The sequence below is a fragment of the Azospirillum brasilense genome (assembly GCF_007827815.1).
Classification (GTDB): domain Bacteria; phylum Pseudomonadota; class Alphaproteobacteria; order Azospirillales; family Azospirillaceae; genus Azospirillum; species Azospirillum brasilense_C.
The window spans coordinates 44,606-70,260 of sequence record NZ_VITH01000019.1 but is presented as its reverse complement, the minus strand read 5'-3'; the positions used below and the strand labels follow the sequence as shown (position 1 = coordinate 70,260).

The 25,655-nt window shown below is 65.8% G+C and carries 24 protein-coding genes, 1 pseudogene and 1 riboswitch; of the genes and pseudogenes, 17 read left to right on the top strand and 8 right to left on the bottom strand.

What is annotated here, in order from left to right; all coding sequences use genetic code 11:
- Positions 1 to 2 precede the first annotated feature (2 nt).
- From FBZ83_RS27930 to FBZ83_RS27890, 9 genes are all read left to right on the top strand, one after another.
- On the top strand, positions 3 to 719 hold the full coding sequence (locus tag FBZ83_RS27930; protein ID WP_145690046.1) for a hypothetical protein: 717 nt from the start codon (positions 3 to 5) through the stop codon (positions 717 to 719).
- Positions 706 to 1,050, top strand: a complete 345-nt coding sequence (locus FBZ83_RS27925; protein WP_145690045.1) for a hypothetical protein — start codon at positions 706 to 708, stop codon at positions 1,048 to 1,050. Before FBZ83_RS27930 ends, FBZ83_RS27925 begins: the two co-directional genes overlap by 14 nt.
- Positions 1,038 to 1,235 carry a hypothetical protein gene (locus FBZ83_RS27920; RefSeq protein WP_145690044.1) on the top strand — a complete coding sequence of 66 codons (198 nt, stop codon included), beginning with the start codon at positions 1,038 to 1,040 and terminating at the stop codon, positions 1,233 to 1,235. Before FBZ83_RS27925 ends, FBZ83_RS27920 begins: the two co-directional genes overlap by 13 nt.
- Positions 1,236 to 1,240: 5 nt before the next feature.
- On the top strand, positions 1,241 to 2,038 hold the full coding sequence (locus FBZ83_RS27915) for a hypothetical protein (RefSeq protein ID WP_145690043.1): 798 nt from the start codon (positions 1,241 to 1,243) through the stop codon (positions 2,036 to 2,038).
- A gap of 82 nt (positions 2,039 to 2,120) precedes the next feature.
- A complete protein-coding gene (locus FBZ83_RS27910) occupies positions 2,121 to 2,570 on the top strand; it encodes a hypothetical protein (protein ID WP_145690042.1) in 450 nt (149 codons plus the stop codon).
- A gap of 4 nt (positions 2,571 to 2,574) precedes the next feature.
- Complete coding sequence (locus FBZ83_RS27905) at positions 2,575 to 3,075, top strand: thermonuclease family protein (protein ID WP_145690041.1); 501 nt, start codon at positions 2,575 to 2,577, stop codon at positions 3,073 to 3,075.
- A complete protein-coding gene (locus FBZ83_RS27900; protein ID WP_145690040.1) occupies positions 3,072 to 3,551 on the top strand; it encodes a hypothetical protein in 480 nt (159 codons plus the stop codon). Before FBZ83_RS27905 ends, FBZ83_RS27900 begins: the two co-directional genes overlap by 4 nt.
- Positions 3,548 to 4,021 carry an ImmA/IrrE family metallo-endopeptidase gene (locus FBZ83_RS27895; protein WP_145690039.1) on the top strand — a complete coding sequence of 158 codons (474 nt, stop codon included), beginning with the start codon at positions 3,548 to 3,550 and terminating at the stop codon, positions 4,019 to 4,021. The genes FBZ83_RS27900 and FBZ83_RS27895 overlap by 4 nt, the downstream gene beginning before the upstream one ends.
- A gap of 70 nt (positions 4,022 to 4,091) precedes the next feature.
- Entirely contained in the window at positions 4,092 to 5,231 is a 1,140-nt protein-coding gene (locus FBZ83_RS27890) for a beta family protein (protein WP_145690038.1), read from the top strand.
- On the opposite strand, the gene FBZ83_RS27885 is transcribed toward FBZ83_RS27890, so the two are convergent.
- Positions 5,228 to 6,076 carry a sce7726 family protein gene (locus tag FBZ83_RS27885; protein WP_186466208.1) on the bottom strand — a complete coding sequence of 283 codons (849 nt, stop codon included), beginning with the start codon at positions 6,074 to 6,076 and terminating at the stop codon, positions 5,228 to 5,230. The genes FBZ83_RS27890 and FBZ83_RS27885 overlap by 4 nt on opposite strands.
- Positions 6,077 to 7,631: 1,555 nt before the next feature.
- Between FBZ83_RS27885 and FBZ83_RS27880 the strand changes: the two are divergent.
- Together FBZ83_RS27880 and FBZ83_RS27875 are read left to right on the top strand one after the other, a co-directional pair.
- Positions 7,632 to 8,468: pseudogene (locus FBZ83_RS27880) on the top strand (IS5 family transposase).
- Between the two features lie 360 nt (positions 8,469 to 8,828).
- A complete protein-coding gene (locus tag FBZ83_RS27875; protein ID WP_145690036.1) occupies positions 8,829 to 9,113 on the top strand; it encodes a ribbon-helix-helix domain-containing protein in 285 nt (94 codons plus the stop codon).
- 109 nt (positions 9,114 to 9,222) lie between these two features.
- Here FBZ83_RS27875 and FBZ83_RS27870 read toward each other — a convergent pair whose 3' ends face one another.
- The 7 genes from FBZ83_RS27870 to FBZ83_RS27840 all read right to left on the bottom strand — a co-directional run bounded on the left by FBZ83_RS27870 (position 9,223) and on the right by FBZ83_RS27840 (position 16,910).
- Positions 9,223 to 10,008 (bottom strand): 3-hydroxybutyrate dehydrogenase, encoded by a 786-nt coding sequence (locus tag FBZ83_RS27870; protein WP_145690035.1) that lies wholly within the window; start codon positions 10,006 to 10,008, stop codon positions 9,223 to 9,225.
- A gap of 66 nt (positions 10,009 to 10,074) precedes the next feature.
- Positions 10,075 to 12,069, bottom strand: coding sequence for an acetoacetate--CoA ligase (locus FBZ83_RS27865; protein ID WP_145690034.1), 1,995 nt, complete (start codon positions 12,067 to 12,069; stop codon positions 10,075 to 10,077).
- A gap of 47 nt (positions 12,070 to 12,116) precedes the next feature.
- A complete protein-coding gene (locus FBZ83_RS27860) occupies positions 12,117 to 13,118 on the bottom strand; it encodes a branched-chain amino acid ABC transporter permease (RefSeq protein ID WP_145690033.1) in 1,002 nt (333 codons plus the stop codon).
- A gap of 3 nt (positions 13,119 to 13,121) precedes the next feature.
- Entirely contained in the window at positions 13,122 to 14,009 is an 888-nt protein-coding gene (locus FBZ83_RS27855; protein WP_145690032.1) for a branched-chain amino acid ABC transporter permease, read from the bottom strand.
- 161 nt (positions 14,010 to 14,170) lie between these two features.
- Positions 14,171 to 15,373, bottom strand: coding sequence for an ABC transporter substrate-binding protein (locus FBZ83_RS27850; protein WP_145690031.1), 1,203 nt, complete (start codon positions 15,371 to 15,373; stop codon positions 14,171 to 14,173).
- A 57-nt stretch (positions 15,374 to 15,430) separates the two neighbouring features.
- Positions 15,431 to 16,153, bottom strand: a complete 723-nt coding sequence (locus tag FBZ83_RS27845; protein ID WP_145690030.1) for an ABC transporter ATP-binding protein — start codon at positions 16,151 to 16,153, stop codon at positions 15,431 to 15,433.
- Positions 16,146 to 16,910 carry an ABC transporter ATP-binding protein gene (locus FBZ83_RS27840; RefSeq protein WP_145690029.1) on the bottom strand — a complete coding sequence of 255 codons (765 nt, stop codon included), beginning with the start codon at positions 16,908 to 16,910 and terminating at the stop codon, positions 16,146 to 16,148. The genes FBZ83_RS27845 and FBZ83_RS27840 overlap by 8 nt, the downstream gene beginning before the upstream one ends.
- Positions 16,911 to 17,200: 290 nt before the next feature.
- A riboswitch (cobalamin riboswitch) is annotated at positions 17,201 to 17,416 on the top strand.
- A 39-nt stretch (positions 17,417 to 17,455) separates the two neighbouring features.
- On the opposite strand from FBZ83_RS27840, the gene cobW reads away from it, so the two are divergent.
- From cobW to cobJ, 6 genes are all read left to right on the top strand, one after another.
- Positions 17,456 to 18,538 carry a cobalamin biosynthesis protein CobW gene (cobW, locus tag FBZ83_RS27835; protein WP_145690028.1) on the top strand — a complete coding sequence of 361 codons (1,083 nt, stop codon included), beginning with the start codon at positions 17,456 to 17,458 and terminating at the stop codon, positions 18,536 to 18,538.
- Between the two features lie 157 nt (positions 18,539 to 18,695).
- Positions 18,696 to 22,082, top strand: coding sequence for a cobaltochelatase subunit CobN (gene cobN, locus FBZ83_RS27830; RefSeq protein WP_145690027.1), 3,387 nt, complete (start codon positions 18,696 to 18,698; stop codon positions 22,080 to 22,082).
- Positions 22,079 to 23,476 (top strand): precorrin-3B synthase, encoded by a 1,398-nt coding sequence (gene cobG, locus FBZ83_RS27825; protein WP_145690026.1) that lies wholly within the window; start codon positions 22,079 to 22,081, stop codon positions 23,474 to 23,476. Before cobN ends, cobG begins: the two co-directional genes overlap by 4 nt.
- Positions 23,466 to 24,107, top strand: coding sequence for a precorrin-8X methylmutase (locus FBZ83_RS27820; protein ID WP_145690025.1), 642 nt, complete (start codon positions 23,466 to 23,468; stop codon positions 24,105 to 24,107). Before cobG ends, FBZ83_RS27820 begins: the two co-directional genes overlap by 11 nt.
- Positions 24,107 to 24,847 carry a precorrin-2 C(20)-methyltransferase gene (locus tag FBZ83_RS27815; protein WP_145690024.1) on the top strand — a complete coding sequence of 247 codons (741 nt, stop codon included), beginning with the start codon at positions 24,107 to 24,109 and terminating at the stop codon, positions 24,845 to 24,847. Before FBZ83_RS27820 ends, FBZ83_RS27815 begins: the two co-directional genes overlap by 1 nt.
- Positions 24,844 to 25,623: a precorrin-3B C(17)-methyltransferase gene (gene cobJ, locus FBZ83_RS27810; RefSeq protein ID WP_145690023.1), complete on the top strand. Its 780-nt coding sequence runs from the start codon at positions 24,844 to 24,846 to the stop codon at positions 25,621 to 25,623. The genes FBZ83_RS27815 and cobJ overlap by 4 nt, the downstream gene beginning before the upstream one ends.
- The last annotated feature ends 32 nt before the right edge of the window (positions 25,624 to 25,655 follow it).

Genomic DNA, 25,655 nt, shown 5'->3' with positions numbered 1-25,655 from the left:
CAATGAAGTTCGTTCACTGCCCCACTATCGGAACTATTGAAGACCACCTCTTCTTCAATAGTCCATTTATCTCAGGCGTATCGCTATTTCGCGTTCGTTCCGAGCAGATTTCTACCTTCTCCGCCACTCGCGCTGCTTCGCACGAACTTGACGATGCCGACGCCGCCGCGTTGCTGGCCGGCATCGCCGACGCCGCAACGGCCGAGCTCGCCGCGTTCCGAGCTGACCTCGCCCGACGCGCTGAGGCGCTGAAGAAGCTGGTGGCCGACGCTCAGCAGCTCGCCGAGCTGCCGGCCGACCTCACCGCCGACCGCGCGACGGTGCGCGCCTACATCGCCGAGGCCGAGGCCATCATCGCCGCCCCCGCCCCCGATGTCCGGGCCGGCGAGAACGTCGCCCGATGGGGCGTCCGCTTCGAAGGCAACACCGCCCCGACCCTGGCCGCCGTTGAGCGCTTCGAGGGCGAGATCAAGAAGCTCGCTGCCGTGCGCGACACGGCAGGCAAACGCAGGTCCGAGCTGGAGACCGCGCTCGCCCGAATGGACTCGCCCGAAGCGGCCGGCCGGCTGGCCAGTGTGAGACTGCAACGTGATCTCACGCGGCGCGTGCCGGGGCTCGTGACCGAGTTCGGCGACGCACAGAAGGCCGCCGCCGCTGCGTTGGCCCGTATGAGCACCGTTGCTGCCGCCCTGGAGGGGATGCTTCATGGCCGCGCGTAAATCCTCGCTCATCCGGCTGGCCGCACGGATGACCACTGCCATCTACGGGCGCGTCGCCCTGCCGCTGAGCGGAATCGCGGCAACCTTCGGCATGTCGCGCCCAACGCTCTATAGCTTGATCGGCGACCTGGACGTGGGCGCCGGCCTCGCCCCGAACGATGCCACCCTCCGCTCCGCGCATGAGGACGACATCGGGCGCGCCCTTTCCGATGAGGAATGGACCGGCGCGCGCCGGGCAGCCGGCGACCTGATCGCTTCGAACTATCTGCGTCTTGCCGCGAACGCCATCGGGCGTGACCTTCAGAAGGAGGCCGCGCAATGCATACCCTGATTGAGCGGGCGCTGGCCGGCGAGGATATCGACGCAGCCGAACTTGACCGCGCGGTCTTCGTCTCCGAGGCGAAACGCCGGCAGGCCGAGGCCGAGCAGCAGGCCGCCCCGTCGCGCGACGCCGAGCACGTGGCACTGCGCGGAGTGAGCCGCATTGCTGCCGCGCTGGCCGCGCGCCGGGGTTAGCCGCCGTGTCCGTCTCGGACCTCTCAGCCGACGACCTGGAAGGCTACGCCACCGGCCGGTTGAATCAGAGAGACCTCGCCGTCAAGGCTGGCGTCTCGCGCCAGCGGATCGGGGCCTTCCTGAAAGCCCGTGGGATCGTGCGCAGCGAGTCCGAGGCGCCAGCCGCCCCTACCCCAGCGCCCATGACCTTGGGACTCGCCAGCGGCCTTCCCACGGCCGGCGCCGGGCGTTCGAACAGCGCGCCCTCGCCCGAGCAAACGGCCGAAGCGCTGCGCGGGCTCGTAATCGGCGCGTCTGGCGACTTGCTGGTCCAGATCGCCGCACTTGCCCGAGGCGAGAATGTCCGCCTCGGCGCCTCCGCCTTGAAGGCCGCCGTTACCGCGCTTCAGGGCGTCGCCGACGTGCTGGAGCGCGTCGGCGTCGTCCAGTTCGGCGAGGAGGGCGACGCGGTTGAGGAGCTAACTGTGCGCGTCATGACGGCCGAGGATGCCGAGCGGATGCGGCAGACCATGGAAGCCGAGGCGGCTGACGGGTTCCACAATAATCCCGCCGACGACGTAGACGCCTCACCCTCTCTGACGCCAGCGCCCGCACCGGTACCTCCGGCCAGTATCCCGCCGGATCTCCGCCAACGCCTCGGCGCCTTTGCGCTACAGCAAGGCGCCGTCTCCCTCCGACAGCTCGCCTTGGCTATCGACGCGCCAGCGCCGCGTGCACTCGACGCGCTGGCTGAATCCGTGGCCCGGCGCACCGAGGCCGATGAGACAGCCCTTGCCGCAGTTCTCGCCCGCCTCCAGGCGTAACGCCGGCCTGACCACACCAGCCGAACGGGCACCACTCGGAATCCGCGCCACCCGTCGCGACGCAGATTTGAAGGGTAACGCCATGAGCATCAGCGTCGGCAGCATCCACGCAACTCTCAACCTCAACTCCGGCGCCTTCATCGCCGGCATCCGCAACGCCCAACGCGAGCTTCGCGTCTTCGTGAGCAGCACGGCCCGCGCCACCCGCTCCTTCGCCGGCCTCAACGCCGTTATCGGCACGCTGACCCTGGCGGCTGTAAGCTTGCGGCGCAAATTGGCCGACAGGTTGAAGCTAGCTTGCGCTCAGTGGTGGCCTCCGAGTTGCGCCAACAGATGCGGCCCGGCGGCATCCTTAACAGGTATTAACGATGCGGAAAGAGTTATGGACGGGGATAACCGGCCACTTGCGTCCAATTCCGTGCGGAACCAGGAAGAGGAGCAACGAGCCCGCGAACCCTGCTTGCGACAAACCAACATTCCAGCTAAAGACAGTACAAAATACCTGAAACGGTCCAGCTTGGTCTTGGGATAGCAACGTGGCAATAGCATTTCCATATTTTCCTATTCTCCTGGCAGTCGGAGCAGCGGCGATCTTCGCACCGGCATCGGCCGCTAGCGATGACCTGCTAACCGGGCGAACTCAGATCATTGATGCCGGAACACTCCTCGTCGCGACGACCCAAATTCGACTATATGGAATTGATGCGCCGGGAGCAGACCAAGCATGCAATGAACATGGTAGAGTTTGGAAATGTGGGAAGGCTGCTCACGCGGCGCTTGAAAGCTACATAGGAAGCAAAGATGTTGTTTGCTTTATTGAGGCAACAAATACAGACAAGGAAATCTTTGCCTCCTGCTTCGCCGAGGGAAAAGATGTTGCCGCTTGGCTTGTTTCTGAGGGCTGGGCCATAACAAATAAAAAAGCATCTCCTAGATACTCCAGCACCGAGGCCGAAGCGAAGTCGGCAAAAAGAGGTCTTTGGCGCAGTAAATTTGATAACCTTGGGTTTTCCCGATCCGCTGGAAAAACGTCATGAACCAAGGCTACAAAGAAAAAGTGAGCTTGAAAGAGGTGGCCGCAAAATGGGGCCTCAGGCTAATGCTCGTTATAAACTTTTTTATGTTTTTTGGGCTCTCATATCAATACGGCATCAGAGAGATTGTTAGACCAACTGAAGGCTGGAACTGGACTGACTTCATTACGATACTCCTAGCGATCTTGACCATTGTTCTAGCTGCGCTAGGAACTTTGATTGCCGTCGCAGCACTTTGGGGAATTCAAACCCTCCAGAACGGTGCCAGCGAGATTAGCCGAAAGACAGTAGAGGAGTATCTTAAATCGGCCCAATTGGATGGGAGGCTCAAAGCGCTTGTGCAGGAACATTACCAGAACTACATTGATTCGATGGAGGCTAAACGTCGGCTCGCCACCACAGAGGGGGAAGAGCCGCTATCTCCGGAGGATGCCGCTCTCGCAGGGGCACACGAAGATACGGATTGGAGAGACCTATGATGATGCTTGAGCCCGAATATATGGAGGTGGTTAAGCGTCACCAGCAGGAGTTTCCTATCCGTGTTGGGGCCCTTGCCCGCGAACTGGGCATCGAGGTCAAGACGACAGATATGCCTGATAACGTATCAGGCAGCCTTTCTCGATCAAGTGACAACCCAGAGAGATGGGTGATTCGCGTAAATCGCCGGCATTCAAAGAATCGTCAGCGGTTTACGGTAGCTCACGAAATAGCCCACTTTCTACTGCACCGGAACCAGATTGGACGCGGCGTCACAGACGACACGTTCTATCGAAGCAACCTTTCAGATAGCCGGGAACGTGAAGCAAACCGGCTTGCTGCGGATATCCTTATGCCATGGTCTCTGATCCGTCGCGCAACTGAAGAAGGTGCTCGGTCGGCAGACGACTTGGCGGAAGCATTTGGCGTCTCTACCGCCGCAATGCACATCCGCCTCGGCCTCCCGACATAGTCGCGGACTGTTCAACCCCCACTCGGATAGGGTATATAGCCTGAGTTGGATTAATCCGCTCAGGTGTACTATGCCGCCTTGGGAATCAAACTGCCGACGCTATTTTCCGATCATTCATGTCCTTCAGGCTGACCTGAAGGGCTTCAGTCAGTTGCCTGCAAGCGACGGTGAGCGGCTCTGCCCCATAATCCCGCTGGCCCAAGCTAACGGGGCTCACCGCTTCGACAACACCCTCAGAAAGGTGAGGGAGGCGATAAGCGGTAAGTCAAATCGGTTCATTGCCGATTTGGCTGACGATCTCGGCCAGTCGCTTCCAATTGGAGACATGAAAGATGTCCACCGCGATCTCCAACGGCTAGCGAGCTCCGCGAATAGCTATGCCGAATGGAGAAAGTTCATTTGCGAAAATGAGGATATGGTTCCGACTATCCGCATTGGAGCAGCGACAGCGGATCATGAACTCGATGCGCAAGTAGATGACTTTTTAAAGCTTGAGCGAGGCATTGTTATCAGATACAGGCCCCGCCGCCAAGGGGCTATTATTCCAAAAATCCAACACGTTATTCGTCGCATTGCCAGAGAAAAGGCTTTGGGAAGTCTTTTGATTGTAGTCGATCTTGAAGACATCCGAGAAAGCCTCACCCCATCTGCCGTCGCGGAAGCTATCATAACTGACTGCGCGGTTGCGGCAGGGGGGCATGAGATAATAGCCGCCACAGCTGCCACTAGCTTTCCTACTGGTTTTAACGGAGTTGCCACGGAGGTAAATGAATACCCCATTGTAGAACGGCAACTAAATAACAGTGTGGCATCAACCATGCGAGACTCCAACGTAAGAGTCTTGTATAGTGACTACGCATCGGCGCGAATTCGTGTAAAGGAACAAAGAGGCGGAACTGGGTATCCGCGCATCGACTATGCTGTAAAATCATCGTGGTATTCAAACAGACAGAAGGATGGGCTAGACGGCGCCGATGGCTATAAAGCCGCAGCTGAGTCCATCATAGACTGCGATGGCTGGATCGAGGAACTCGATATATATGGCGCCAACATGATCAGAGAAGCCTCAGAAGGAGTTCTAGAGAAAAGAGCTTATGCTAAATTTTGGGTAGGCGTTCGAATCAACCTCCACTTACACGCTCAGGCACGATACCACGACTCCAGCGAAGAGCTTATTGAAGCAGCAAAGGAGGACGATTGGGACGACTAACTCTCGCTTACACCAAACAGCCCCCTTATTTCTTCCGGCACTGGCCCAAAAAGCCTTTCCTCGCCTGACTGCTCAGCTAGCGTCAGAAGTACGTCTGCAGATGCACCAGCCTGAGCAACAGAAGGGCGCAACTGCCTCAGCAGTTCGCCCCAATCTTCTTCGGACTCCTGACCTTTGCGAGATACGGAACTCAATTTATAGGGGCTAAGAAGCTGAAGCGACTCAGATTTTATGCTAGATCCTTGAACAACAGACATAAAAGCATTAGAAAAACGTTGGTAGCGAGCCTTGACCGCACTGAGAACCTCCTCTCTCAATTCCGCAGAATTAAGTGAGTAGGCCGCTGATTCGAGTTGCACACGACGCTCGTCGCCATTAATCATCTTCTTTTTTTTCAGAATAGCCCTAAGCTCAATGGCCTTTAACATCTTAAGAAGGTCACCTTTTTCAAATTTTGTGGAAACCCGCCCGCGCTTGGGCACCCTAAACTCTATTTTCCCAGGCAATTCCCTAAAACACCAAACCTCGACACCGTCAGGGGCCGCTGACAATACATTTTCTTTGTGAACTTCATCTGCAACAATGGTAACCTTATCAAAATATCTAAGGTACGTTTGAACTTGTCCTAATAGCCGGTCAAGGTTGTCTGCAGCGCTCTTAATTTCAAACGCTTCGAGTCGCCGGCCTGCGACTGCAAGATCTGCGCGCCGTGCGCCTCCCGCTACCGCGAATTCACTCACGATAACAGCATCCTGAAGCTCACCTCGATCTCGAAGCCGTTCGATAATCGCACATTTGATGTGCGGCTCCAGCAATCGCTCGATTGGTCGCGGGCCTTGAACCATTGCTCTCTCTATCACACAACTACCGTTTGGCATGGTTCTAACGGTATTCTGCGGGCACGCCAACAGCGTTCCGGACTGGTGCCATGAGAGGTAGATTGCAGCTTTGCGCCTAAGGTGTCGCAGGCGTCAGATTTTCAGATCGCGGACAACCTTTTTAGCATATCCCTGCTCGCTCAGGTCATCATGTTTCTTGCTTCTACAAACGCGGGCATATCGTTCGCGATGATAATGAGCTCAGGCGACACCATTGACAGAGCCGCTACACGGGCCCACAGTCAGCCTCAAGCCGTCAGGAGCCACCGACTAAGTTATTGAATTTACATAGGGATGTTTGGTCAGCGTCAGGCTCCTGGCGCCCCAGCCAACTAATTTCCTGAGAATTCAGGTGCTTAACCCCACCCAACGGCGGGGTTTTGTGTTGCAGGGGTTGCAGACCGATTCACTGAGGAATCAACGGTTTACAAGATTTGCCGAAAATTCCGTGCAACGTGGATGCGACACGGCGACGGCCCCGCGTTCATTTTCTGTTCTAGTGAGACGACTCGGACTTCCGGCTTGAGCGATGATTGTCGCTGAGATAATCTTGATCCGGGCCGCTAAGCTCCTGTCTGGCTTGGCGGCGTTTGCGCGCTAAGGGGAATGCTGCGTTGGAGCAGCCGCGCTTGAGGCCGCGGCTTTTTGGGCCTGTACGTTGAATGTTGTCCCGACTCCCGGCACCACCACGCCGACCGGCATTTTATCATCATAGTCACGAAGGCAATCATGCGCTTCGCCCCAAATGACGTGCGGGCTATCTCCAGATTTTAATCTATACCTTAATTTAACAAGATCTCTATGAGCTTTTGCGTTTAGTTTGTGCCTCGTCGTGTAGTTAAATCCACTCTCAATTGCAACCATGAGAGCCGGCACAGCCGCTATCGCAGCAACAAAAAACCTCAATAAACCCTGAACTTCCCCCGAAGAAACCAGCATAACTGACAGAAAACTTGAAATTAATGACGCCCATCAGATTACTTGAACACGCTTCCAGTCTTTACTTTCCCATTTAGATTTTTCTCTTATTTCATCATCCAGGAGAGACAGCACTTCTCCGTAGCAATCAAATTGCTTTCCTTTCAAGGGTTGATCCACAGAATGCTCTTCCGACATGTATGCCCCCTTCAATCATGAGGCGACCCCAGCCGGCTAGGCGGCTAGGCGGCGAGTGCCATCGCAATACACACTCAAGCATGCGCCCACCAAAGAGTGCGCCATCAAAGCGGGTTCTCAGAGGGAATATAAACAGTTTTTGACCGCAAGACACCCAGAGAAACAACTTTCCTCCTTGCTTCAGGCCAAGCCACCCGCCCTCCTGTCTCACCCGAGAGCCTGGGCGAACCTATGCAGGCCTGAATGCTGAAGGGAAGTGTTGGTGATTGCCGATCCGGGAACCAGTCAGGCATGCTACTCCTTCAATCGCACGCCCGGCACGCCCTCGCCTAAGAACCTATTCCAATAGGGAACACGTTCCGCTTGATCTGTTGGACCTCCAGTGCATTGCGGCCCGGAGGTTCCCATGGGCAAGTTGGTTCAAGACGACGGCTGGCGATTGCCGGGTGAGTTGTGGGAGCGCATGGAGCCGCTGCTCCCGGAGCGCCCGGCGCACCTGCTGGGCTGTCACAATCCGCGGGTCCCGGATCGCGCGGCCATGGACGCCATCTTCTTTGTCCTGTGGGCCGGTAGCAGTAGCAGGCCTTACGGGCGACGGGGATCTGTTCGCCGTCCTCCGCTTATCGGCGCTTCCGCAAGTGGATCGATGCTGGGGTGTTCGAAGAGTTCTGGCGCCAACGGCTGTTGGCTTACGATGCTCTGATCGGCATCGACTGGAGTTGGATGGCGGTGGATGGGGCGACGACCAAGGCGCCCTTGGGCGGGGAAAAAGTCGGTCCCAACTCGACCGACCGCGGCAAGTTGAGGACCAAGCGTTCTCTGCTGACCGGTGGTTGCGGTCTCCCCCTCGGCCTCGCGGTCTCTGGCGCCAACGTGATCGACTTCAAGCTGTTTTGGAACAGACGCTTGAAGCCACCGCCGTGCCGCGTCCCGCACCGACGGCAGCGCAGCCGCAGCATCTTTGCCTGGACAAGGGCTACGATTACGATGGCCCGCGCCAGATCGCCTACGACAAGGCCTCACCGCCCATATCCGGCACCGGGGCGAGGATCGATCCGCCACCCCCGCCCAACCCGGAAAACCACGAAGATGGGTGGTGGAGCGAGCGCACTCCTGCCTGAACCGCGACCGCCGCATCCTGGTCCGCCGGGAAAAGCGCGCCCTCACCTACAAGGCCATGCTCCACATCGTCTGCGCCATCACCGTCTGGAAGTTCATCTCCTTACTCGAATCAGGTTCTTAACCTCGCCCAACGGCCGAGCTAAGTGTTGCAAGGGTTGTCGCACATCGGTTCAACGCAGAACCATCGCGTTAAACCCGACCGACGAATGCGCTGCAATGCGGCTTCGGCACGGCACCACCTTCGCCAGTGCCTGACATTGACACCCAGGCTGGACCAGCGTGTCGCCAGGGAGCCTCAAATTTTCTCCTCTGGCGCTATCACAACCCGGTGCATTTCACGGATGGGTGGCAGCCGCCCTGCGATCACTGGACTTGCGGCACGAAACCCTGCATTTCATGTGAAGTTCATCACATGTTTTTCGGCTCGAACTCCGCGACGCTTCACACATAAGAGTGCAACGTGTCACGCAGCGGGCATGCCATGTCATCGAAGAAGCTCAGGAACGTCTACGTCGCCGGGAAGCGCACCAGCATGCGGCTGGAGGCCGCCTTCTGGGAGGGCTTGGAGGAGATCGCGCAAAGGGAGAGCCTGACCTTGGGCGAGTTGTGCAACCGCCTCGCCGAGCGGGTGGACGCGGTGGACGCGAGCAATCTGTCGAGCGCCGTGCGGGTCTATGTGCTGGACTATTTCAGGGCGGGCACGCCGAAGCGGCCGGACAACGGCTACACCCCGGGCTACACCCCGCTGGCGATCGCGGCGGAGTAGCGCCGGGACGGATCGTCCGGCGCCGGACCGACGACCGAGGGCGCGCGGGACGGCGGTCGGAAGAGGCGCAGCACGCCCCGCACGACCGCCTGCCGTTCCGCCATAGCTCCTACTGCGCGGTCCAGCCGCCGTCCATCAGCAGGCTGGCCCCGGTCATCTGCGCCGCGGAATCGGAGCACAGGAAGACCGCCAGCCCGCCCAGTTCGTCCGGCGTCACGAAGGCACCGGAGGGCTGCTTGGCGCCGAGCAGTTCCGCCTTCGCCTGCGGCTCCGGGATGTTCTTGGTCGAGGCGATGGCGTCGATCTGCTTCTGCACCAGCGGGGTCAGCACCCAGCCCGGACAGATGGCGTTGCAGGTGACGCCGGTGCCCGCCGTTTCCAGCGCCACCGTCTTGGTCAGCCCGACCACGCCGTGCTTGGCCGCGACGTAGGCCGCCTTGTTGACCGAGGCGACATGGCCGTGCACCGAGGCGATGTTCAGGATGCGCCCCCAGCCGCGCCGTTTCATGCCTGGCAGGGCGTGGTGGGTGCCGTGGAAGACGGCGGACAGGTTGAGCGCAATCACCGCGTCCCAGCGGTCGGACGGAAATTCCTCAACCGGGGCGACGTGCTGGATGCCGGCGTTGTTCACCAGCACATCGACGGAGCCGAAGGTCTCCTCCGCGTGGCCGATCAGCGCGGCGATCTCCGCCGGTTTGGACAGATCGGCGCCGTGGTAGCCGACGCGAACGCCGAATTCCGCCGCCAGACCGGCGCGCAGTTCCTCGATGGCGGCGGCTTCGCCGAACCCGTTCAGCACCACGTCCGCCCCGGCCCCGGCCAGCGCCCGCGCGATGCCCAAGCCGATCCCGCTGGTCGAGCCGGTGACCACCGCGACCTTCTGAGTCAAGGTCATGGCTTATCCTCTGTTGTCGTGTTGGTTTGGTGCCCTCCCCCCGTCGGGGAGAGGGCTGGACGCCGGTCAGCCTTCCAGTTCCGGGCGCTCGCGGAACTCGTCGAGCGCCATGGGATTGGCCAGCGCCTCGGTGTTCTTGATCGGGCGGCCGTGCACCGCGTCGCGCACCGCCAGTTCGGTGATCTTGCCGGAGCGCGTGCGCGGGATGTCCTTGACCGCCACGATGCGCGCCGGGACGTGCCGCGGTGAGCAGTTCTCCTTGATCCGCTTGCGGATCGTGTCCTCCAGCGCCTTGTCGAGGGTCAGCCCCTCGCGCAGCACCACGAACAGGATGACGCGCACGTCGCCGTCCCATTCCTGGCCGATGCACACCGCCTCCAGGATTTCCGGAAGCTGTTCGACCTGCCGGTAGATCTCCGCCGTGCCGATGCGCACCCCGCCGGGGTTCAGCACCGCGTCCGAGCGCCCGTAGATCACCCAGCCGCCATGCGCCGTACGCTCAATGAAGTCGCCGTGCGTCCACACGTTGGGGAAGCGCTCGAAATAGGCCGCCCGGTACTTCGCCCCGTCCGGGTCGGCCCAGAAGCCCACCGGCATGCAGGGGAAGGGCCGCGTGCAGACCAGCTCGCCCTTCTCGCCGCTGACCGCGTGGCCGCTGTCGTCGAAGGCCGCCACCGCCATGCCGAGCCCCGCCGTCTGCAGCTCGCCCGCCCACACCGGCGCCGTCGGGTTGCCCAGCACGAAGCAGGACACGATGTCCGTGCCGCCGCTGATCGAGGCCAGATGGATGTCCGTCTTGATGGCCCGGTAGACGTACGCGAAGTTCTCGGGCATCAGCGGCGAGCCGGTCGAGGCCAGCGCCCGCAGCGTGTCGAGCCGGTGCGTGCGGATCGGCTCAAGCCCCGTCTTTTCGGCCTGCTGGATGAACTTGGCCGAGGTGCCGAACAGCGTCATGCCCTCGGCGTCGGCGTAGTCGAACAGGATGTTGCCGTCCGGCGCGAAGGGCGAGCCGTCGTAGAGCAGCAGCGTCGCCCCGGCGGCCAGCCCGGAGACCAGCCAGTTCCACATCATCCAGCCGCAGGTGGTGTAGTAGAACACCCGATCGCCCGGCTTCACGTCGCTGTGCAGCCGGTGCTCCTTGACGTGCTGGAGCAGCGTGCCGCCGGTGCCGTGGACGATGCACTTGGGCTTGCCGGTGGTGCCCGACGAATAGAGGATGAACAGCGGATGGTTGAAGGCCACCCGCTCGAAGCTCGGTTCCGCCGCCGCGAAGGGGGCTGTGAAGTCGCCCCAGGTGACGCCGCCGCGGATGGCCGAGACGTCCGGCGTCTCGTTGACGTAGGGGATGACGACCGCGGCCTTGACGGTGGGCAGCTCGGTCAGCACCTGGGCGATCTTGGCCCGGATGTCGTGGCTCTTGCCGTTGTACCAATAGCCGTCGGGGGCAAAGAGGATCGTCGGCTCGATCTGGCCGAAGCGGTCGGTGATGCCCTGGGCGCCGAAGTCGGGGGAGCAGGAGGACCAGATGGCTCCCAGGCTGGCCGTGGCGAGCATGGCGGCCAGCGTCTCGGGCATGTTGGGGACGACGGCGGCGACGCGGTCGCCCTTGCCGACGCCGGCGGCCTTCAGCGCCTGCTGGAGGCGGGACACCTCGGCCTTCAGCTCAGTGCCCGACCAGCGGCGCTTGACCTTATCCTCGGCCCAGAAGACGACCGCTTCGCCGTCCGGCGCGTTGGCGAGCATGTTCTCGGCGTAGTTCAGGCTGGCCTCGGGGAACCAGCGGGCGCCGGGCATCTTGTCGCCGTCGGCCAGGGCCACGCCGCCGAGATCGCCCTTGAGTCCGGCCCACTCCCACAGGAAGCGCCAGAAATCCTCCTTGCCGGCGACCGACCAGTCGTAGAGCGCGTCGTAATCGTCCAGCCGCAGCCCGAAACGGGCGCTCGCGGCCTGCCGGAAAGCCGTCAGGTTGGAGGCGGCCACGCGCGCCTCCGACGGGGTCCACAACGGCCGATCCGAAAGCGGCTGACCAGAAAGCGATTGACCAGAGGACGGTTGATCCATCTTGCGGTTCCTGATGTTGGCTTTTTATGCCGTTCGGTTCTTGACGTTCAGCGGCGGCCGAAGCGGGCCTGGAGCTCGCCCACGATACCACGGCGGAAGACCAGCACGCAGACCACGAAGATGGCGCCGATCACCACCGGAACCGGCATGCTGGTGGCCGCCAGATAGCTTTCCAGCGTGACCACGATGGCCGCCCCCACCACCGGGCCGAGCAGCGTGCCCATGCCGCCGAGCAGCGTCATCAGCACCACCTCACCGGACATCTGCCACGTCACGTCGGTCAGCGAGGCGAGCTGGAAGACCAGCGCCTTGGTGCCGCCGGCCAGACCGGCGAGGCTCGCCGACAGCACGAAAGCCAGCAGCTTGTAGCGCTCCGTCCGGTAGCCCAGCGACACGGCGCGGGGCTCGTTCTCGCGGATCGCCTTCAGGACCTGACCGAAGGGCGAATGCACCGCGCGCCAGACCACCGCGAAGCCGACCAGGAACACCGCCAGCACGAAATAGTACATGGACAGCGAGTTGTTGAGGTCAATCACCCCGAACAGATGGCCGCGCGGCACCGCCTGGATGCCGTCCTCGCCGCCGGTGAACTTGAGCTGCAGCGCCATGAAGAAGACCATCTGCGACAGCGCCAGCGTGATCATGGCGAAGTAGATGCCCTGACGGCGGATCGCCAGCGCGCCGAAGGCGAGGCCGAGCAGCGCGGAGAAGCCCATGCCGAGCAGGATGCTGACCTCCGGCCCCAGCCCCCAGACCTTGGCGGAATGGGCGGTGATGTAGGCGGCCCCGCCGAAGAAGGCGGCGTGGCCGAAGCTCAGCAAACCGGCGAAGCCGATCAGCAGGTTGAAGGCGCAGGCGAACAGCGCGAAGCACAGCACCTTCATCACGAAGACGGGATACAGCACGTAGGGTGCAGCCAGCGCGATCAGCAGGCCGATGCCGAGGATGATGGCGTTTCGGGTGCTGTCCTGCCCCGGACGGCGCAGCGCGATGGTCGTCGTCTGAGAGTCGGCCGTCTTGATGTTGGCCGTCTTGCTTTGGGTGGCCATGGCTCAGCGCTCCCGTCCGAAGAGGCCCGCGGGCTTGATGAGAAGGACGATCGCCATCACGACGAACACCACGATGTTGGAGGCTTCCGGGTAGAAGACCTTGGTCAGGCCCTCCAGCAGCCCCAGCCCCAGGCCGGTGACGATGGCGCCGAGGATGGAGCCCATGCCGCCGATCACCACCACCGCGAAGACGACGATGATCAGGTTGGTGCCCATCAGCGGCGACACCTGATAAATGGGTGCCGCGAGCACCCCGGCCAGCCCGGCCAGCGCGACGCCGAAGCCGTAGGTGGCGGTGATCATCACCGGCACGTTGATGCCGAAGGCCTGGACCAGCACCGGGTTCTCGGTGGCGGCGCGCAGGTAGGCGCCGAGCCGCGTCCGCTCGATGGCGAACCATGTCCCGAAGCAGACGATCAGCGAGGCGACGACGACCCAGCCGCGGTAGTTGGGCAGGAACATGAAGCCGAGGTTCTGGCCGCCCTTGAGCGCGTCCGGGATCGGATAGGGCTGGCCCGACACGCCGTAGAAGTGGCGGAAGGCGCCTTCCATGATCAGGGCGAGGCCGAAGGTCAGCAGCAGGCCGTAGAGATGGTCGAGCTTGTAGAGGCGCGACAGCATGGTCTTTTCCAGCGCCACGCCGAGCAGCCCGACGATCAGCGGCGACAGGCCCAGCGCCCACCAGTAGCCGAGGCCGAGCTTCGTCAGCAGCAGCCACGCCACGAAGGCGCCGATCATGTAGAGCGCGCCGTGGGCGAAGTTGATGACGTTCAGCATGCCGAAGATGACCGCCAGCCCAAGGCTGAGCAGCGCGTAGAAGGACCCGTTGATGAGGCCGAGCAGAAGCTGGCCGAACAGGACCTGGGGCGGCACCCCCAGCAAGTCGAACATGACCGTCCCTCCCTGTGTATCGGACTTTTGATTTTTTGATTGGGTGCTTGGGGTGGAGCCCCCTCCCTAACCCTCCCCCGCTGCGCAGGGGAGGGAACTTAGCCCTCCCTCACCGAAGGTGGGGGAGGGTTGGGAGGGGGCCCGACCCGAAACTCAAACCCTTACTTCACCAGCGAACAACCGCTCTTGGCCGGGTCGAGGAACGCCTGCTCGGCCGGGATGGTCTTCACGATCTTGTAGTAGTCCCAGGGGCCCTTGGACTCGCCCGGGGTTTTCACCTGGGCCAGATACATGTCGTGGAACATGCGGCCGTTGGCGGCGATCTTGCCGTTCTTGGTGAACATGTCCTCGACCGTGGTCTCACGCATCTTGGCGGCCACCTTGTCCGGATCGTCGGAGCCGACGGCCTCGACCGCCTTCAGATAGTGGCGCACGGCGGAGTAGACGCCGGCCTGGACCATGGTCGGCTTGCGGCCGGCCTTGGCCTCGAACTTCTTGGTCCATTCGCGGGTCTGGTCGTCGGTGTCCCAGTAGAAGCCGGTGGTCAGCAGCAGGCCCTGGGCGGCCTGGAGGCCCAGCGCGTTCACGTCGCTGATGAACAGCAGCAGGCCGGCGAGGCTCTGGCCCGACTGGGTGATGCCGAACTCCGACGCCTGCTTGACAGCGTTGGTGGCGTCGCCGCCGGCGTTGGCGAGGCCGATCACGTCGGCCTTGGAGGCCTGGGCCTGAAGCAGGTAGGACGAGAAGTCGGCGGTGCCCAGCGGATGGCGGACGTTGCCCGCGACCTTGCCGTCGAGCTGCTTGACCATCTTCGTGGTCTCATCCTCCAGCGAGTGGCCGAAGGCGTAGTCCGCGGTGATGAAGAACCAGTTCTTTTTGCCCTGCTCGACCAGCGCGCGGGCGGTGCCGGCGGCCATGGCGTAGTTGTCGTAGGTCCACTGGAAGCCGTAGGGGCTGCACGACTTGCCGCTGAGGTCGGTCGAGCCCGGGCCGGACATCAGGAAGATGCGCTTCTTGTCCTTGGTGATGCCCTGGACGGCCAGCGCCGCGGCGGAGTTCGGCACGTCGGCGATGACGTCCACGTTGCCGGCGTCGATCCACTCGCGCGCCGTGTTGGCGGCGATGTCGGCCTTGTTCTGGTGATCGGCGACAACGATCTCGATCGGCGCGCCGGCGATCTTGCCGCCGAACTCCTCGGCCGCCAGACGGGCGGCGATGGCCGAGCCTTCGCCGGCGAGGTCGGCGTAGATGCCGGACCGGTCGTTCATCACGCCGATCTTGATCACGTTGTTGGAGACCTGGGCGTGCGCGGCCCCGGCGGTCAGCGCCAGCAGTGCGGTCCCGCACAGCAACGTCTTGAGCATTTCGAACTCCCTTCGATTGGCTTTGTTTTGCGTGTGTTCAGCAGAGGGGGTGATTGGTCAGACACCCAGATAGGTGTGCAGCTTGTCCATGTTCTGGGCGAGCTGGTCGTTGGGGATCATGTCCACGACATGGCCTTCCTCCATCACGTAATGGCGGTCGGCGATGGTCGCGGCGAAGCGGAAGTTCTGCTCCACCAGCACGATGGTGAAGCCGCGCTGCTTCAGCTTGCGCACCGCCACGCCGATCTGCTCGATGATGACGGGGGCCAGCCCCTCGGTCGGCTCGTCGAGCAGGATCAGGTCGGCGCCGGTGCGCAGGATGCGCGCGATGGCCAGCATCTGCTGCTCGCCGCCGGACAGACGCGTGCCCTGGGTGGTGCCGCGGCCCTGGAGGTTGGGGAACAGCTCGTAGATCTGCGGCACGGTCATGCCGCCCGACTTCACCACCGGCGGCAGCATCAGGTTCTCGTCCACGCTGAGCGAAGCGAAGATGCCGCGCTCCTCCGGGACATAGCCGATGCCGAGGCGGGGGATCTTGTGCTGCGCCATGCCGATCAGTTCCTTGCCCTGGAAGCGGATCGAGCCGTTGCGCTTGCCGACGATGCCCATGATCGAGCGCATGGTCGTCGTCTTGCCGGCGCCGTTGCGGCCCAGCAGGGTCACCACCTCGCCCTGGCGCACGTCGATGTTGACGCCGTGCAGCACGTGGCTCTCGCCGTAGAAGGCCTGGAGGTCGCGGATTTCCAGCATCGCGGTCTTCACGGTCGCACCGTCAGGCATGGCCCACCTCACCCGTGCCCATGTAGGCCTCCATGACCTGCGGGTTGCGCGATACGACGTCGTATGCGCCCTCGGCCAGGATCTCGCCGCGGCGGAGCACGGTGATGGTGTCCGACAGGTGGGCGACGACCGACAGGTTGTGCTCCACCATCAGGATCGTGCGGTCGGCGGAGACGCGCTTGATGAGGGCGGCGGTGCCCTCGATGTCCTCATGGCCCATGCCGGCCAGCGGCTCGTCGAGCAGCATCACCTCCGGGTCGAGCGCCAGCGTGGTGGCGATCTCCAGCGCGCGCTTGCGGCCGTAGGGCAGCTCGGCGGCGGTGTGGCCGGCCCAGGGGGTCAGGTTCACCGCCTCGATCAGCTCCTCGGCGCGGTCGTGCAGGTCGTGCAGGCTGGCCTCCGGCTTCCAGAAATGGAAGCTGGTGCCGCGCGGGCGCTGCAGCGCGACGCGGACATTCTCCAGCACGCTGAGATGCGGGAAGACCGCGGAGATCTGGAAGGACCGCACCATGCCGAGCAGCGCCACGTCGGCGGGCTTCATGGCGGTGATGTCGCGTCCCTTGTAGAGGATCTGGCCGCGCGTCGGCGTCAGGAACTTGGTCAGCAGGTTGAAGACCGTGCTCTTGCCGGCGCCGTTGGGGCCGATCAGCGCGTGGATGGTGCCGCGGCGAACCCGGAGGTTCACCTCCTTCACCGCGATGAAGCCCTTGAACTCCTTCGAGAGTCCGCGCGCTTCCAGAATGATGTCGTCGGCCATGGGTGCCGCTTTTCCCTCCCTGTTCGTCCGCGTCGTCTGCCGGTCCGCGTTTTTGGTTAGGCTGATATAAGCACAGAACATGCCAACCGCGGGACGATCAAGCAAGCCCTTGAAATCGTTTATTTCCGCCCATGAGACCGTGGGTGTCGCACACCGTCCGGAGTGTCAGCTTTCCAGACAGACTGTACCGATCTTCCGACACACCAACGGCGGGACCGGCGGAGCGTTCCGGGGACGGCGACACGGTTTCCAGGCGCCAAATGGCCGCTTGCAAATCGAGGGTCCGCCTGCAATTCTGCGCCTCCGACGGTGCCCCGTCCGCCGAGAAGGCGCGGGGATAATAGGGAATGCGGTGCGGACCCCGATGGAGTCCAAGGCCGCGGCTGCCCCCGCAACTGTATGCGGCGAGTCCGCCTCCGGAAATGCCACGGGCCGTCAGGCCGGGAAGGCGGGAGGCGCGGCGACGACCCGCGAGCCAGGAAACCTGCCGCCGGACCGACATTCATCCAATCCGCCGGGTGTGGCGGAGACAGGGAAACCAGATCATGACGAATCGCGCCGCCCTCCGTCCGTCCGCCGGGAAGACCCCGGCCACCGTCATCACCGGCTTTCTCGGAGCCGGCAAGACGACGCTGATCCGCAGCCTGCTGGAGCAGGCCGGCGGGCGCCGTCTGGCGCTGATCATCAACGAGTTCGGCGACGTCGGCATCGACGGCGAGATCCTGCGCGCCTGCGGCGATCCGACCTGCACCGAGGACGACGTGATCGAGCTGGCGAACGGCTGCCTGTGCTGCACCGTCGCCGACGATTTCGTCCCGGCCATCGAGAAGCTGCTGTCCCGCCCGCAGCCGCCGGAGCACATCATCATTGAGACGAGCGGCCTCGCCCTGCCGAAGCCGCTCGTCCAGGCCTTCCACTGGCCGGCGATCAAGACACGGGTGACGGTGGACGGGGTGGTCGCGGTGGTCGACGCCGCCGCCGCCGCGGAGGGCCGCTTCGCCCCCGATCCGGCGGCGCTGGCCGCCCAGGCCGCCGAGGCCGGGCAGCTCGACCATGAGACCCCGGTCGAAGAGGTGTTCGAGGACCAGCTCCTCTGCGCCGATCTGATCGTGGTGAACAAGACCGATCTGGTGGACGCCACCGATCTGGCGAAGGTCGAGGACCTGATCCGCGCCGCCATGGCGGAGGGTGGCATGGCTGAAGGCGGCATTGGGCGCGAGCCCAAGATCCTGCGCGCCAGCAACGGCAAGGTCGATCCGGTGGTGCTTCTCGGCGTGGGCGCCGGGGCCGAGGACGACCTCGCCAACCGCCCCAGCCACCATGACGAGGAGGAGGGCCACGACCACGACGACTTCACCAGCTTCGTCGTGGAGCTCGGCCCGCAGCCCGACCCGGCGGCGCTGGCGGAGACTCTGGAGCGGGTCGCCGCCGCCCATGGCGTGCTGCGCCTGAAGGGCTTCATCGACGTGCCGGGCAAGCCGATGCGCTTGTTGGTGCAAGGCGTGGGAACGCGCATCCAGACCCATTTCGACCGCTTCTGGAAGCCCGACGAGCCGCGCCGCAGCCGCTTGGTGGTGATCGGCGAAACGGGCCTGGACCGCGATGCCGTGACCACCGCGCTGGGGTGATTTTTTAGCCTTCACAACCCTCTCCCCTCTGGGGAGAGGGTGGCCCGCAGGGCCGGTGAGGGGGTTGCGCTTACGCCGGGCGTTCCGCCACGCACGACCCCCTCATCCTAACCCTCTCCCCAGAGGGGAGAGGGGATTTTCGTAAAGCACTTTCGCCATGCACCTACTCGCCGCCCGCCAGGAAGACCTCGACGCCGGCCCCCAGGCCGTGGATCTGGGCCAGAGCCCGGCGGACCTCGTCGTCCTGTCCTTCTCCGACAGCGACCTGACGGCGCTCGCCGCCTGCTGGAGGCGCCACCGTGACGAGTTGCCGACCCTGCGGCTGGCGAATCTGGCGCGGCTGGGGCACCCGCTGTCGGTGGACCTTTATGTCGAGTCCGTGATCCGCAAGGCGAAGCTGGTCGTTCTGCGGCTGCTCGGTGGGGCGGGCTATTGGCGCTACGGGCTGGACCATGTCGCCGCCGCCTGCCGGGAGTCCGGGGTGGCGCTGGCCGTGCTGCCCGGCTGCGCCCAGCCGAACCCCGCCCTGGAAGGCTACGGCACCATCCCGGCCGAGGCCGCGCAACGGCTGTGGCGCGGGTTCACCGAGGGCGGGCCGGACAACATGGCCAGCCTGCTGGCCTACGCCGCCACTCTGGCCGGGCAGGAGCGCCCCTGGCGCGAGCCGGCGCCGGTCCCGCGCTTCGGCGTCTATGAGGGCTGGTCCGGCGAAGGTACCGGACCCTGCGCGCCGGTCGTCTTCTACCGCTCGCACCTGCTGGCCGGCGATCTGGAGCCGGTGCACGCCCTGTGCGACGCGCTGGCCGCGCGCGGCCTTGCCCCGCTGCCGCTGTTCGTGGCGAGCCTGAAGGAGCCGGACTGCGCCGCCTGGATGCGCGCCACCCTGACCGCCCGCGATGCCGCCGTCGTGATGAACCTGACCGGCTTCTCGGCGGCGCGCGAGGACGGGTCGCCGCTGGAGGCCAACGGCACGCCGGTGTTGCAAGCCGTGCTGTCCACCACGCCCGAGGAGGGCTGGCGCGGCTCCGCCCGCGGCATGGGGCCGTCCGACCTCGCCATGAACGTCGTGCTGCCGGAGATGGACGGGCGCATCCTGACCCGCTCCATCGCCTTCAAGGCCGAAGGGGCGCCGGACCCCGACCTGGAATTCGCCCCGACGCTGATCCGCCCGGTGCCCGACCGGGTGGCCTTCGCCGCCGATCTGGCCGCCGCCTGGGTGCGGCTGGGCGTCACGCCGCGGGTCGAGCGCAAGCTGGCGCTGGTTCTGTCCGACTATCCGGGACCGGGCGGCGGCATCGGCCATTCGGTCGGCCTCGACACCCCGGCGAGCGTCGTCGGCATCCTGGAGCGGCTGCGCGCCGAGGGCTACGCGCTGGACGGGCTTCCCGACGGCCCCGCCGCCCTGATGGAGGCGCTGACCGGCGGCGCCACCGCCCTGCTGAGCCTGGAGGACTACCGCCGCCTCGCCCCCGCCGAGGCCCGCGCCCGCATCGCGGCATGCTGGGGCGACGAGGAGGCCGACCCGCTCGCCGACGGCACCGCCTTCCGCTTCACGGTGCTGGCTTGTGGCAACGTCACCGTCGCCGTGCAGCCGAGCCGCGGCCACGGCCCACTGACCACCACCCAGCACCACGACCCGGAGACGCCGCCCAGCCACGGCTACTTCGCCTTCCACCTCTGGCTCCGCCATGTCCTGGGCGTATACGCGCTGGTGCAGGTGGGGGCGCACGGGACGCTGGAATGGCTGCCAGGCAAGGCCGTCGCCCTGTCGGCCGACTGCTGGCCGGAGATCGTCGCCGGTCCTCTGCCCTGCCTCTACCCCTTCATCGTCAACAACCCCGGCGAGGGCGTGCAGGCGCGCCGCCGGCTGGGCGCCGTGCTGATCGGCCACCTGACCCCGCCGCCGGTCGAGGCCGGGCTGCACGGCGACCTCGCCGCGCTTGAAACGGCCATCGACGAATATTCCATGGCGACCGGGCTGGACCCGCGGCGCCTGGGCACGCTGCGCCAGACCATCCTGGACCTCGCCTGGACCTCCGGCGTCGCCGCCGACTGCAACCTGCGGCCCGACGACGACCCCGACGCCATCCTCAGCCGCCTCGACGCCCATCTCTGCGACATCAAGGAGATGCAGATCCGCGACGGGCTGCACGTCTTCGGCACCACGCCGGAGCCGGAGCGCCGCGCCCGTCTGCTCGCCGCTGTCGCCCGCTTCGGCAAGGCCGAGGACGTCGCCCCGGCGCTGGACGCCTGCGGCGAGGCGGAGATGGCCGCCCTGCTGGCTGGGCTGGACGGACGGTTCGTGAAGCCCGGCCCCGGCGGCTCCCCGGCGCGGGGGCGGGCCGACACGCTGCCCACCGGGCGGAACCTCTACGCGCTCGACCCGCGCGGCGTGCCGACGCCGACCGCCTGGACGCTGGGCTGGCAGGCGGCGGACGCGCTGATCACCCGCTATCTGCAGGACCACGGCGACTGGCCGAAGCGGCTGGTGGTGGATTGCTGGGGCACCCCGGCCATGCGCACCGGCGGCGACGAGCTGGCCCAGGCCATGGCGCTGCTCGGCGTGCGCCCGCTGTGGGAGAACGGCTCCGGCCGGGTCACCGGCTTCGAGGTGATGCCGGCCTCCGTCCTCGGTCGGCCGCGGGTGGACGTGACCCTGCGCATCTCCGGCCTGTTCCGCGACGTCTTCCCGCAGCAGATCGCCCTGTTCGATCAGGCCGTCCGCGCCGTGATGGCGGAGGACGAACCGGAGGACGTGAACCCTGTCGCCGCCGCGCTCCGCACCGACCGCGCCGAGTTGGAAACCGGCGGCACCCCGGCGGCGGAGGCCGAGCGATGGGCCAGCGCGCGGGTCTTCGGCGCGGCGCCCGGCGCCTACGGCACGGCGCTGCCCGGCCTGATCGCGCGCGGCGACTGGAGCGCACGGGCCGACTTCGGCGCCGCCTATCTGGAGGGAAGCTGCCACGCCTACGGCAAGGGGCTGGAGGGCGTGCCGCTGCCCAGCCTGTTCCGCCGCCGCATCGGCGGGGCCGACGCGCTGGTCCACCACCAGGACCAACGGGAGCACGACGTCCTCTCCACCGATGGCTTCATGCAGTATGAGGGCGGCTTCTCCGCCGCCGCGGCCTTGGTCGACAATGACCCGGCGCTCTACCATCTCGACAGTTCGGAGCCGGAGAGCGTGACCGTCCGCACGCTGGGCGAGGAGATCGCCCGTGTGCTGCGCGGCCGGGCGGCCAACCCGCGCTGGATCGACGGCATGATGCGCCATGGCTACCGCGGCGCCGGGGAGCTGGCGGCGAGCGTCGACACGCTGTTCGCCTTCGCCGCGACCACCACGGCGGTGCGGCCCCATCATTTCGACCAGTTGTACGACGCCTATGTGGACGACCAGCGGGTGTGGGACTTCCTGGCGCAGTCCAATCCGGCCGCCGCCCGGCATATCCTGGACCGGTTGACCGAAGCCCTGGAGCGCGGTCTCTGGCACCCACGCCGCAATTCGACGGGCGACGATCTGCGCCGCCGCAAGGAGATGTCCGCATGAGCGCGATCACCCAACGCCGCAATCCGCGCCCTAACCCGCCGCGCCGGCGCGGCATGTGCCCCGGCGTGTTGGCCCCGATGGAGGTCGGCGACGGTCTGCTGGTCCGCGTGCGCGTTCCGGCGGGGGTGCTTCCCGCCGCCTCGGCGACGCGGATCGCGGAGCTGGGGCGGCGTTACGGCAACGGTCTGGTCGATCTCAGCCACCGCGGCAACCTGCAACTGCGCGGCGTCGCCGCGGCGGACATGGCGGCGCTGGTCGCCGAACTTCGCGCGCTCGGCTACGTCTCGGAGGACGCGGAGAGCGAGGCGGTCCGCAACGTGCTGACCTCGCCCACCGCCGGGCTGGACGGGAGGGCGGTGCTGGACGTGCGCCCCTACGCCCTGGCGCTCGACGCCCGGCTGGCGGCCGACCGGGACCTCCACCGGCTGCCGCCGAAGTTCGGCTGGCTGGTTGATGGCGGCGGGCAGGCCACCCTGTTCGACAGCAGCACCGACGTGCGCTTCGACGCGGTGGCGGAGGCGGCAGACGGGCCGCTGTTCCGCGTCGGGCTGGGGGGAACTTTTGAGGGAGCGGTGGTGCTGGGGCACTGCCGCGCCGACGATCTGGTGGAGCTTGCGACGGCGCTGGCGCGGGCCTTCCTGGAGCTTCGCCAGACCCTGGCCGAGCCGCCGCGGCGCATGGCCGGGCTGGTCAAGGCGCTGGGGGGGGAGGTGTTGCGGGAGCGGGTGGCGGGGATACTGACCGGCCCCCTCCCCCCCGCGCTGGCGCGCGGGTCCCTCCCTCCCCCGCCGGTGGCGGTGGAGGGCGAGGCGGCGGCAGTTCCCTCTCCCTCGCAGAGGGGGAGGGTTAGGGAGGGGGCAACATCGCCCACCCGACTCTTCCTCGGCCACCAACCCACTTGGCTGGGCGTCGCCTTCCCCTTTGGCCGCCTCAACTGCGACAAGCTGGAAGCGCTGGCCGCCCTCACCCACGAGATCCGCATCACCCCCTGGCGCGCCCTGCTGCTGGCCGCCCCGCAGGAGGGCGCCGCGGAGAAAGCCGCCGCCCTCGGCGGCATCCTCGACCACGGTGACATCCGGCTGAAGCTCACCGCCTGCAGCGGGGTCACCGGCTGCGACGTCGGCACCACCGACACCCACGCGGACGGCCTCGCCATCGCCGGGCGCGCGGCGGGCTTGCTGGAGGCGGTGCGGATGGTGCATGTCTCCGGCTGCGCGAAGGGCTGCGCCCATCCCGGCGCGGCGGATGTCACGCTCACCGCGCGGGAAGGCGTCTACGACGTCGCGCTGAACGCCGCCCCCGGCGGCACGCCCTGGCGGTCCGGCCTGACACCGTCCGAGGCCGTCACCGCCGTGGCCGATCTGTCTGTTGAGGAGTTGCCCCGTGTCCGCTGAGCCGCTTTACGACTACATCCGCGATGGAGCGGCCATCTACCGCCAGTCCTTCGCCACCATCCGGGCGGAGGCCGACCTGTCGGCCATCCCCGACGACCTGAAGGCGGTGGCGGTGCGCGTCATCCACGCCTGCGGCATGGTGGACGCGGCCCGGGACCTGATGTTCTCCCCCGACGTGGGGACGGCGGCGCGGACGGCTCTGCGCGGCGGCGCGGCGATCCTCTGCGACAGCGAGATGGTCGCCCACGGCATCACGCGGGCGCGGCTGCCGGCCGACAACCCCGTCGTCTGCACGTTGCGCGACCCGGCGGTGCCGGAGCTTGCCAAACAGGTCGGGAACACCCGCTCCGCCGCCGCGCTGGAGCTGTGGGTGCCCCGGCTCGCCGGTTCCGTCGTCGCCATCGGCAACGCGCCGACCGCCCTGTTCAAGCTGCTGGAGATGATCCGCGACGGCGCGCCGAAACCGGCAGCGGTGCTGGGCTTCCCGGTCGGCTTCGTGGGCGCTGCGGAAAGCAAGGATGCGCTGGCCGAGGCGCCCTTCGGCCTGCCCTTCCTGGCGATCAAGGGCCGGCGCGGCGGCAGCGCCATGGCGGCGGCGGCCGTCAACGCCCTGGCGAGCGACGTGGAATAATGAGCAACGACACCTCACCCACCGGCACCCTCTACGGCGTCAGCGTCGGCCCCGGCGACCCGGACCTGATGACCGTGCGCGCCATGCGCACCATCGGCGCCTGCCCGGTGGTCGCCTATTTCTGCAAGCGCGGCACCTCCGGACAGGCTCGGCGCATTGCCGACGGCTGCATCACGGCGGAGCACATCGAGCTGCCGATGGTCTATCCGGTGACGGTCGAGCTGCCGCCCAGCCACCCCGATTACGGCCGCCAGATCGAGGCCTTCTTCGACGAGTCCGCCGAGCAGCTGGCCGAGCATCTCGCCGCCGGCCGTTCCATCGCCGCGCTGAACGAGGGCGACGCCTTCTTCTACGGCAGCTTCATGCATCTGTTCCTGCGGCTGGCCTCGCGTTTTCCGACAGAGGTGGTGCCGGGCGTGACATCGATGATGTGCAGCGCCTCGCTGCTGCCGCGCCCGCTGACTCTGCGCGACGACGTGCTGTCGGTCATCCCCGGCACGCTGGGGGAGGAGGCGCTGCTGCGCGCGCTGCGCAACGCCGACGCCGCGGTCATCATGAAACTGGGCCAGAACCTGCCGAAGGTCCGCCGCGCCGTGGAGGCCGCCGGGCTGGCCGACCGCGCCTGGTACATCGAGCGGGCGAGCATGGCCGACCAGCGCGTCATGCCCTTTCGCGAGGCGCCGGAGACCGCCCCCTACTTCTCGCAGATCGTCATCCCCGGCGAGGGGCTGCGGCGATGACCGCCGATCCTCAAAACGGATGGTTGAAGGTGGTGGGGCTCGGCCCCGGCACCGAGGACTGGCTGACCCCGGAGGCCCGGCGCGATCTGGCCGAGGCAACCGACCTCGTCGGCTATTTCCCCTATGTGGACCGCGTGCCGCCGGGGCCGCAGGTGCGCCACGCCTCCGACAACCGGGTGGAGCTGGACCGCGCCCGCCACGCCCTTGAACTGGCCGCGGAGGGCCGCCGGGTGGCGGTGGTGTCGGGCGGCGATCCCGGAATCTTCGCCATGGCCGCCGCCGTGTTCGAGGCGCTGGACGATCCCGCCGCGCCCGCGGCGTGGCACCGCGTGCCGCTGTCGGTCGATCCCGGCATCTCCGCGATGCAGGCGGCGGCGGCACGGGCCGGCGCACCGCTCGGCCATGATTTCTGCGCCATCTCGCTGTCCGACAACCTGAAGCCGTGGGACGTGGTGCTGAAGCGCCTGCGTCTGGCGGCGGAGGCGGATTTCGTCATCGCGCTCTACAACCCGATCAGCCGCGCCCGCCCCTGGCAGCTCGGCGCCGCCTTCGACGCGCTGCGCGACCTCCGCTCGCCGGAGACGCCGGTGATCCTCGCCCGGGCGGTCGGCCGCCCCGACGAGGCGCTGACGATCACGACGCTGGGTGCGGTGGACGCGGCGCAGGCCGACATGCGGACCTGCGTCATCATCGGCGCCTCGCACACCCGGCTGGTGCCGCGCGAGGGCGCGCAGCCGTGGGTCTACACGCCGCGCAGCTATGCGGTGCGGGGGTGAAGGTGTCGCCGACCGTTGCCCCCACCCTAACC